This is a genomic window from Bacillus sp. T33-2 (assembly GCF_002860205.1).
Taxonomy (GTDB): domain Bacteria; phylum Bacillota; class Bacilli; order Bacillales; family Cytobacillaceae; genus T33-2.
In genome coordinates, this window is sequence record NZ_PGVB01000034.1 from 144050 (window position 1) to 152536 (window position 8487).

9 protein-coding genes and 1 riboswitch are annotated in these 8487 nt (G+C 43.1%); of the genes, 6 read left to right on the plus strand and 3 right to left on the minus strand.

Going from position 1 to position 8487, the window contains the following annotated elements; all coding sequences use genetic code 11:
• Window positions 1-112 precede the first annotated feature (112 nt).
• Together CVD19_RS20670 and CVD19_RS20675 are read left to right on the plus strand one after the other, a co-directional pair.
• The gene (locus CVD19_RS20670) at window positions 113-1462 is read left to right on the plus strand and encodes a glucose-6-phosphate isomerase (RefSeq protein ID WP_101585076.1); all 1350 of its coding nucleotides are present in this window, start codon (window positions 113-115) and stop codon (window positions 1460-1462) included.
• A 116-nt stretch (window positions 1463-1578) separates the two neighbouring features.
• Window positions 1579-1980 (plus strand): YugN-like family protein, encoded by a 402-nt coding sequence (locus CVD19_RS20675; protein ID WP_101585092.1) that lies wholly within the window; start codon window positions 1579-1581, stop codon window positions 1978-1980.
• Between the two features lie 3 nt (window positions 1981-1983).
• Here CVD19_RS20675 and CVD19_RS20680 read toward each other — a convergent pair whose 3' ends face one another.
• Together CVD19_RS20680 and CVD19_RS20685 are read right to left on the minus strand one after the other, a co-directional pair.
• Window positions 1984-2973 (minus strand): potassium channel family protein, encoded by a 990-nt coding sequence (locus CVD19_RS20680; protein ID WP_101585077.1) that lies wholly within the window; start codon window positions 2971-2973, stop codon window positions 1984-1986.
• 211 nt (window positions 2974-3184) lie between these two features.
• Window positions 3185-3847: a transglutaminase-like domain-containing protein gene (locus CVD19_RS20685; RefSeq protein WP_180953722.1), complete on the minus strand. Its 663-nt coding sequence runs from the start codon at window positions 3845-3847 to the stop codon at window positions 3185-3187.
• A 249-nt stretch (window positions 3848-4096) separates the two neighbouring features.
• Here CVD19_RS20685 and CVD19_RS20690 point away from each other — a divergent pair, with 249 nt between their 5' ends.
• Window positions 4097-4288, plus strand: a complete 192-nt coding sequence (locus CVD19_RS20690; protein WP_101585079.1) for a hypothetical protein — start codon at window positions 4097-4099, stop codon at window positions 4286-4288.
• Window positions 4289-4362: 74 nt separating this feature from the next.
• Here the strand turns inward: CVD19_RS20690 and CVD19_RS20695 are convergent, their stop codons facing one another.
• Window positions 4363-5790, minus strand: coding sequence for an amino acid permease (locus tag CVD19_RS20695; RefSeq protein WP_101585080.1), 1428 nt, complete (start codon window positions 5788-5790; stop codon window positions 4363-4365).
• Between the two features lie 121 nt (window positions 5791-5911).
• A riboswitch (Lysine riboswitch) is annotated at window positions 5912-6091 on the minus strand.
• Between the two features lie 297 nt (window positions 6092-6388).
• On the opposite strand from CVD19_RS20695, the gene CVD19_RS20700 reads away from it, so the two are divergent.
• The 3 genes from CVD19_RS20700 to CVD19_RS20710 all read left to right on the plus strand — a co-directional run.
• A complete protein-coding gene (locus CVD19_RS20700) occupies window positions 6389-6979 on the plus strand; it encodes a DedA family protein (protein ID WP_101585093.1) in 591 nt (196 codons plus the stop codon).
• Between the two features lie 171 nt (window positions 6980-7150).
• Window positions 7151-8038, plus strand: a complete 888-nt coding sequence (locus CVD19_RS20705) for a helix-turn-helix domain-containing protein (protein WP_101585081.1) — start codon at window positions 7151-7153, stop codon at window positions 8036-8038.
• A 59-nt stretch (window positions 8039-8097) separates the two neighbouring features.
• Window positions 8098-8487 (plus strand): hypothetical protein (locus CVD19_RS20710; RefSeq protein ID WP_219620110.1); only part of this gene is annotated, 390 nt, incomplete at its 3' end.

Sequence of the window (8487 nt, forward strand, 5' to 3'; positions counted from 1 at the left end):
CAAGTCTAAATGCAGTTGCGGAACTTGCAGCAGCAATACAGCGGTTTTATCTGTAAGCACATAGCAACATGACAGGCACAAAATAAATTTGATCAAAAATGGAGGATCAGACATGACGCATATTCGTTTTGATTACTCAAAGGCGTTGAACTTCTTTGGTGAACATGAAGTTACATACTTAAGAGATTTTGTTAAGGTAGCGCACCATTCATTGCATGAACAGACTGGTGCAGGCAGCGATTTTTTAGGCTGGATTGACCTGCCTGCCGAATATGACCGGGAAGAATTTTCACGAATCCAAAAATCAGCTGAAAAAATTAAAAATGATTCAGATGTCCTTGTTGTAATCGGTATTGGCGGTTCTTATTTAGGAGCGCGCGCTGCCATTGAATTTTTAAACCACAGTTTTTACAATGCTCTTCCTAAAGAGAAGCGCAGCACACCGCAAATTATTTTTGCCGGAAACAACATAAGCTCTTCTTATATGAGGGATGTAATGGATCTTCTCGAGGGGAAAGATTTTTCCGTCAATGTTATCTCAAAATCTGGCACAACAACAGAGCCAGCGATTGCATTCCGGATCTTCCGCAAGCTTCTTGAGGAAAAATACGGTGTTGAAGAAGCTCGGAAACGCATTTATGCAACTACTGACAAAGCACGCGGGGCTCTAAAAACCCTTGCTGATGAAGAAGGCTATGAATCGTTCGTGATCCCTGATGACGTCGGCGGCCGGTATTCAGTTTTAACTGCAGTTGGCCTGCTGCCGATCGCTGTTGGCGGAGCAAATATTGAAGCAATGATGAAAGGCGCTGCGCAGGCAAGGGAAGATTTCGGCAAGTCTGAGCTGGAAGAGAATGCGGCATATCAATATGCGGCAGTCCGCAACGTCCTTTATAATAAAGGAAAGACGATTGAAATGTTGATTAACTATGAACCGTCCCTTACTTATTTCTCAGAATGGTGGAAGCAGCTGTTTGGTGAAAGCGAAGGAAAAGACCAGAAGGGGATATACCCATCTTCAGCAAACTTCTCAACTGACCTGCATTCTCTCGGCCAGTATGTACAAGAAGGCCGCCGGGACTTGTTTGAAACGGTCATTCTAGTGCACAAACCCCGCCATGAGCTGACGATCGAACAGGCGGCAAATGACCTTGACGGCCTGAACTATTTAGCAGGTAAAACGGTTGATTTCGTAAACAATAAAGCTTTTGAAGGAACGCTGCTTGCGCATACAGACGGCGGAGTACCGAACCTTGTGGTTTCCATCCCGGAGCTTGACGAGTACACTTTCGGCTACCTTGTGTATTTCTTTGAAAAAGCGTGCGCGATGAGCGGCTACCTTCTTGGAGTGAACCCATTTGACCAGCCTGGAGTCGAGGCTTATAAGGTCAACATGTTCGCACTTCTTGGAAAGCCAGGATTCGAAGAGAAAAAAGCAGAGCTTGAAAAAAGACTGAAATAATGTGAAAAAGGAGTACAGCGTTTGCTGTGCTCCTTTTTACTGCCTTCCATTTTACTTCATTTAAAGCGCGCAATTTGGCCAAACTATGGATAAAAATACTTGGAAGGCGGGAAATCATGATCGATATACCCTCGAAAATTGAAGCAAAACATTATGATTTGTACAAACTTGAACAACTGTTAAAGCCGCTTGGTTACTCAATCGGCGGGAACTGGGAATATGACCACGGAAGTTTTGATTACGAGATTGATGACAGAATGGGCTACCTGTTTTTGCGTTTGCCATTTAAAGCAATTGATGGGCAGCTGGATTCACATGGCTGCACCGTTGAATTGCAAAGGCCGTTTCTTATCTCGCATGTATATGAACCCGGGCTTGATAATCAGGGAGATGCAGGCAGTTTTTCAGCTGCCTTTAACCAGTTTGCTGAGCCGGTGGACAAGGATGGAACGTTTCCTGGACAAAACATTGAAATTGGCAGGTCACTTGTCAAGGAACTTGAGGCTGCGCTTCTCTGAAGTTCAATTTCCGGTAATGATGAGGAGCTGATCCTCTGCTTCCACAACTAAATCGTGCGGAGGATTGACAACGGTGTCTCCTTCCTTTTTTATACCGATTAAAACTGTTCCTTCAGACAAGAGGGCTGTGTGTGCTTCGCGAAAGATTTTCCCGCTAAAAACACTGCCAGCCGGCCGGTAGGTCACCTTTTGGCCTTGTAACTTCCCCATCAAATCGAGAAGGGGGTCGACCATGCCATTTGAAGAAACGGTGTTCATGATCACGGCACTCGTTAACAGGTTTGTTTGGATAATTTCATCCGCGCCTGCACGCCTTGCGTTGTTTACCTGTTCATTTGTCAATATCTCAGCAATGCAGCGGACATCCGGGTTCAGGCCTTTTATCGCCAACAAAGTGAGAATGGTATTCATGTCTGCCTGAAGCTCGTCAAGATTCTGGTCTGCGGTAATGATCACCGTTTCGGCGTTTCCGATTTTTGCTTTTAACAGGATTTCGTCTCTGTGGGATTTCCCTTTAATGAAATGAATGTGGTGGTACCGGACCGGATTCGATTCAAGTGTTTCATCGATTAATATCACTGGCTGCCTGGTGTCGGCCAGGGATTTAATGATCCCTCTTGAACGCTCATTCCAGCCGACAATGATCAGGTGATTGTCGCCTTTGAATCGGATCTTACCTTCGACAAAAGCGTTTTGCTTGGTGGCGGCCGTTGCGGACAGAGTGATGAAGTATGAGGACAGGAACCCCGCACCTACAAAAAGCAGCACGATGCCAGTGATTCTCCCTGGGATGGAGGTTGGGACAAAGTCACCGTAGCCGACGGTTGAGGCTGTAATAATCGCCCACCAAACACCGTCGAATGCGGTAGGGAAATTCTCAGGTTCTATGACATGGACCAGGACTCCAAAAATAAAGATGAGCGAAAGTGTAATTAAAAGTGTCCTAAGAAGAAGAGGCAAGCGGATAAATCTTATATATAAATGCCGGTTCATTTGCTTCCCCCCTATGCGCACTGTCGCTACGCTCATATACCCTGTTGTTGCCGGGTTTATATTTTATAAGGACATGATCAATATAAACATTCTTCTCGAAATGAGCGAGTTTTAATCAGCAAAACGTAAATGCTTCGGGTTTGTCCTTCATAGCCTTGTCATAGACCATTTTTCCGGTTATTTCTGAATGCAGTTGCTTCCGCCATTGTCATCACCACAAATACTCTCCTTCTTTCCTCTGGTCGGCAGATGAAAAGAACCTTTGGTCAAATTGCTGAACAAACGATTGTGTCCGGTTATTAAGATAGCCTGATCCGCTTGTGGCATCCTGGGCCTGCCACCGGCCGTCGATTTTGATTTCATTCCAGGCGTGGCTTTCTCCGTATACTACCTTTGCTTTAATGCCGATGGCCCTGTGCAGGGCAGCATTCAGATGCGAAAAGCCCATGCACATTGCTGTACCGGCCTCTAATGTTTCAGCTGCTGTTTTAAATTTAAAATCCTTAGTGTAATACGTTTTATAATAAGTGCGTGTATCATATTTAATATTTGTTGCAACCCAATGATAAATCGCCATCGATTTTTCCTTGTCTGACATTTTTCCAGAAGTGATTTCCTTTGCCAGTTTTATGATATGGGGCTCGTCGCTCTGGACGACGCGGCTAGGCAGCAGATAAGGATCTCCATTGACGCTTTTCAGTATATTGAAAGCCAAGACAGTAAAAATATCATGTCTTTCATTCCGATTCTTGCTGACTTCCTGTGCTATATTTTCCGTCAGCGTTTCTGTCAGCCCTGAAACAGCCTGGGTTTGTGAGCCAAAAAAGAAACTTAAGATCATGCCAGAGAGAATCCAGGATTTAAAAAGTTTCATATTTTCCCCCACCAATTCTTCATTTAGGATTAACACGGTAAATATGGAATTTACCATTAATATAGGTAATACCCAATTAAACATCAAAATAGTTGCTAGAAAAGTGAAAAAATTTTAAAGGGGCTTTGTAAAATTTGCGTTCAAAAAACTGTTGGGGAAGTAAGTGAATTTTACAATATGCATAGGTGACAAACATCCATACAAAAATAAAAGCGCTAACATAAAATGGGGCAAAAGGAGGGATGAAATATGCTGGAAACTGTAATTTTATTTTTTGCGTGCATACTCGCGGGTTTTGCGCTGTATAGACTTCCTGGCATTGAGATGATTTCCGGGTTAATGCCTTTCTTCCAAATAGTAGCTGTACTGGCCATCATCATTTTTACATTCTCGCTTTTATACCTCGGTCTTAGGACCTTATTTAGCCGCAATTGGCTATAAAATCCCGCTTCACGCTGGCTGCAGAAGTTACACGATAAAAAAAGGAGGCCGGAGCCTCCTTTTCCTGCATGATGTTATGCTGTTGCCTTTTGGTGAACTAACTCTTTGGTTTTGCGTGTTTTAGCTACCCTTCCATAGAAGAAGATTCCGCTTGCCAGCAGGATCATGCCGAACGTAAAGGTTTTAATATCGGCAGTGCCAGCGATGATCACCCATACAGAGTATAAAGTAGACAGAATTCCAATGACGCCATCTATCACCCTTGATTTCGTGCTTGAATAGGTTTCACCGGTTATGGCTAGTTTTATTTGGAATACCGATGCAATGAAATATGGTACTAAATAGGACAAAGTTGCAATATAAATGACAAAGTCAAAAGCGTCTGCGATCGAATTAGAAACGGTTGAAAAAATAAACAGCTGTCCAAGCATGTTTGTTACGACCAGGGAGAATATAGCAAGCCCTTTTTTATTTTCCTTCATGAACGATGGCAGGAACAAGCCTTGCTTTGCTGCCTGATACGGGACTTCCGCACTGAGCATGATCCAGCCGATTGTAGATCCGAACAAGCTTATCAAGCCGAGAGCGGCAAGAAGTTTGCCGCCAACCTGACCAAGAATCGTTTCAATCGCATCAATTAGCGGTTTTTCTGAATTAATGAGTGTGTTCTGGTCAAGCATGCCCATTACAAGAGTGCTGATGCCTACATATATTGCAAGTGCAATGAACAATCCTAGGACAGTGGCACGCTTTACATCCACTTGCCTTTTTGCCCTTGACGCGAATACTACAGCAGATTCTACCCCAATAAAGGCCCATAGTGTTGTAATAGCCGCATTGTTGACCTGTCCCATCAGGCCGATGGAGTTGCCTGCCTCATCGAGACGAGGAGCAGCAAATGGCAGGAGGTTGCTTGTCTGGAACGCAAAGAGTCCGACAATGATAAATAGCAGGAATCCAACAACCTTTGCCGCAGTTGCAGCGAAGTTCAATTTTCCGGCTTGCTCCAGCCCGCGGAGGATAATAAAGTGCGTTCCCCACAAAAGAATGGTACAAACTGTGAAATTCAATGCATTTCCGACCTTGATCACAACAGAACCAATAGTGAACAATTCTGCCTGGCTGGTCATGATCGGGAAGAAAGTAGATAAGTAGCCGGCAAAAGTAGTGATGATTGCTATATTCCCTGCCAGATTGCCAATCCAGTACCCCCATGATGCCATAAATCCGGATAGAGTCGATGCATGGGAACCCGGACGGAATAGTTCCTTTGCGTATATTTGCGGACCGCCGCTAAGATTTGGTTTCCTTATAGCAAGGTTGCCAAAAACTAATACTGTCATTAATACACCAAAGCCTGTCAGTCCCCATGCAAGCATAACTCCAAGCGGGCTTGCAGCCTCAGAAAGGGAACGGGGAATCATGAAAATTCCCGAGCCTACCATATTTCCAACTACAAGAGCAGTTAATATCCAAAAACCAAGTTTTTTTGATTGACTCAAAATAATAATCTCCCTTCTATATCCTTTCGGCTCAATTTCAGAGATCTATCACAAATCCTGAGTTCTGGAAAAAATAAAAAACACACCAATGGGGCGTGTCTTGTAAAACCCACACCAGACAGAAACGGATAGTTCATCATGGCTTGGCCATGACAGTCCTGCACCTGTTCGGCTACAGTCCCAGCCATACTGCAAACAGAGATTTTGCAGCGCTTCGGCAGTATTTCCTTTCGACTGACGTCTTTGAGTACTCTGGCTCTCTTTCAATCTACTCATAAATCCTGCGACCTCTACCTCACCTTGAGCTGATGAGGATAAATATTTAATTTTATATGACATTTGACATAATACAGCAGAATACGTAAACATGTCAAAGCCAAAATTTTACCATGCTAAAGTGATAGTGCATTAAAAGAAAACCCTGTTTTCATGCAGAAAACTCAGATTATTTTCGTGATAAACAAATGAATGATATGTCTAATATATAGGGGCTTTCCAAATGACAATTCGAAAATTGAACAACAGTACTTACAATTTTGAGCTTGAACCACTATAATAAAACAGGTCAGGAAATACATAATTGGGAGTGGAATTAACAGTGCAAGATTTCATATATAATGTTTTGGAATTTCTATCTGGACTTGGCTATCTGGGGATTGCGATTGGATTGATGATTGAAGTGATTCCGAGCGAGATTGTACTCGGTTACGGAGGTTACATGATTTCCCGGGGCACGATCGGATTTACCGGAGCGGTTATTGCCGGAACAATCGGGGGTACATTAGCACAGCTCTTCCTGTATTGGATTGGGGTATACGGTGGAAGGCCGTTTCTTGAAAAGTACGGCAAATACTTGTTAATTAATAAGCACCACATCGATTTATCGGAACAATGGTTTAAAAAATATGGGGTCGGTGTCATTTTTTCGGCACGGTTCATTCCTGTTGTGAGGCATGCCATTTCGATACCGGCGGGAATCGCCCGCATGTCCTTGGTCAAGTTTACCCTGTACACCGTTGCCGCAGTCATTCCATGGACGATTTTCTTTTTATATCTTGGATTAATTCTAGGGGAAAATTGGGCAGGCATCAAGGAAGTAGCAAGGCCTTATATCATTCCGGCCGCATTCATTGCGTTAATTGTTGGGGTTGGTTATTTTCTCTTTGCGACAAGGAAGAAAGCTAAATAGGATTGATAGCCAAAAGCTTCGAAGTATGCTTCGGGGCTTTTTATTTTCCCTTGAAGTAGGTCTGGAATATTTTTGTAAATAGTCACGAATATTCCGTATTTTTGAACTTTTGAATGATTGTGATAATATAGGATTAATAGATAGAAAAATAGTAAAAACCGAGGTGAGATTATGGGTCTGGTTGGATACAGGTTTGGGGAGATTCTTGAATCATTAAGAATTTATAAAGGAATGACTGTACTGGAGTTGGCTTCGGGCATTTGTTCAGAAGAAGAGCTTATTTCGTTCGAGAAAGAAGAGAAATATCCAACGATCGATCAGTTGCACCAAATAGCGCTTAAACTAAATGTAGAATTGAATTATTTCTTTGATATTGCCTCAACCGGAACCTTCAACTACGCGATTGCCGTAACGGAATTAATTAAAAAATATAAAAGGGAGAGGGATTATAAAGCAATTTATGAAATTATAAAAAAAGAACAGGAAAACCCTTTGTTCAAACATACCTCCTTAAGGCAATTCCTCCTGTGGCATGAAGGGATTTGCGTTTACTATCTTTTTCATGATAAAGCCCGTTCGCTCGCACTGTTAAATGAAGCAGTCTCGATTACAAATCCTTCAAGAGAGGAGCTGACAGAGCGGGAAATCGAAATTTTGACAAGTGTTGCGATCATTGAAAAGGATTCTGAAAACCTGGAGACGGCGATAAAGGTTTTCAGCGAGGCACTGACCAATTTGGCAAACCTGCCGCATATCCTTGATTCAAGGATATGGCTGAGGATTCTTTATGGGCTGTCGCAGGCACTTTCCAAGTCGGAAAAATATTCCGAATCACTCATATACAGCAAGAAAGGGATCGACAATTGCATTCATGAAGAAAATATGTATTTGTTTGGCGAACTACATTATCAATCAGGTATGAATTATATTAAAATTGGCGATTTAAAACGTGGGAAAGACTATTTGGAGCAGGCTGTGACCATTTTTAAAATGCAGCGCAATGATAAGTTTTCAAGTTTAGTAGAATTAGAAATGGAAAAACTTTTAAAATATTGCTAAAATTATAAATGTGGGGGAAATTCTTCTTTTTATACTATTTATGAACAAAGGAGGAGACGATGAAAAAATTAATCCTGGTTTCTGCATTAGCTTTAGGTGTCATTGGAGCAGCGGCTTTTGGTTCGGGCAATACGGATGTTGCAGACCTGCCGTCCCAGCATTCAGTCGGAGGGAAGTACTACTTGGCCGATCTTCCGTCGCAGCACTCAGTTGGGGGCAAGTACTATCTGGCCGACCTTCCGTCGCAGCATTCAGTCGGAGGGAAGTACTACTTGGCCGATCTTCCGTCGCAGCACTCAGTTGGGGGCAAGTACTACCTGGCTGACCTTCCGTCGCAGCACTCAGTTGGGGGCAAGTACTATCTGGCTGACCTTCCGTCGCAGCACTCAGTTGGAGGGAAGTACTACCTGGCTGACCTTCCGTCGCAGCACTCAGTTGGAGGGAAGTAC

Coding starts and splice junctions, on each gene's coding strand:
- CVD19_RS20705 (WP_101585081.1), top strand. CDS start 7,151: ATGGGTCTGGTTGGATACAGGTTTGGGGAGATTCTTGAATCATTAAGA.
- CVD19_RS20685 (WP_180953722.1), bottom strand. CDS start 3,847: ATGAAACTTTTTAAATCCTGGATTCTCTCTGGCATGATCTTAAGTTTC.
- CVD19_RS20675 (WP_101585092.1), top strand. CDS start 1,579: ATGATCGATATACCCTCGAAAATTGAAGCAAAACATTATGATTTGTAC.
- CVD19_RS20670 (WP_101585076.1), top strand. CDS start 113: ATGACGCATATTCGTTTTGATTACTCAAAGGCGTTGAACTTCTTTGGT.
- CVD19_RS20680 (WP_101585077.1), bottom strand. CDS start 2,973: ATGAACCGGCATTTATATATAAGATTTATCCGCTTGCCTCTTCTTCTT.
- CVD19_RS20690 (WP_101585079.1), top strand. CDS start 4,097: ATGCTGGAAACTGTAATTTTATTTTTTGCGTGCATACTCGCGGGTTTT.